This is a genomic window from Zwartia panacis, assembly GCF_030410395.1.
In the GTDB taxonomy this organism is placed as follows: Bacteria; Pseudomonadota; Gammaproteobacteria; order Burkholderiales; family Burkholderiaceae_B; genus Zwartia; species Zwartia panacis.
Map to the genome: position 1 here is coordinate 1 of NZ_JAUHHF010000040.1, position 375 is coordinate 375.

At 64.0% G+C, this 375-nt stretch carries 1 protein-coding gene; it reads left to right on the top strand.

Annotation, left to right across the window (positions count from 1 at the left end):
* On the top strand, positions 1-375 hold a 375-nt coding region (locus tag QWY30_RS15860; protein WP_290242664.1), incomplete at both ends, for an AMP-binding protein.

Genomic DNA, 375 nt, shown 5'->3' on the forward strand with positions numbered 1-375 from the left:
TTTCAGCTTTCGTATCTGGTGCAACACTGGTGCTGATTGCCCCCGAGCAAGCGGTCACTACGCGTGAGTCGCTCAGGGATTTTCTGGCGCAATACCGGATCACGCACGCGACGCTGCCTCCCGCGTTGTTGGGTGAGGTGTCAGCCGAGGAGCTCGAGGGTCTGCAGACTTTGGTGGTGGCGGGCGAGGCGTGCCCGCCTGCCTTGGTGCAGCGTTTTGCGTCTCAGACGCGCATGATCAACGCGTACGGCCCGACCGAGGTGACGGTGTGCGGCACGATGAGCGCGCCGCTCGATGCGCAGTCGGCTGGCGAGTCGAGCACGGTGCCGATCGGGTACCCGATCGCCAACACGAGCACGTATGTGCTGGATAGCG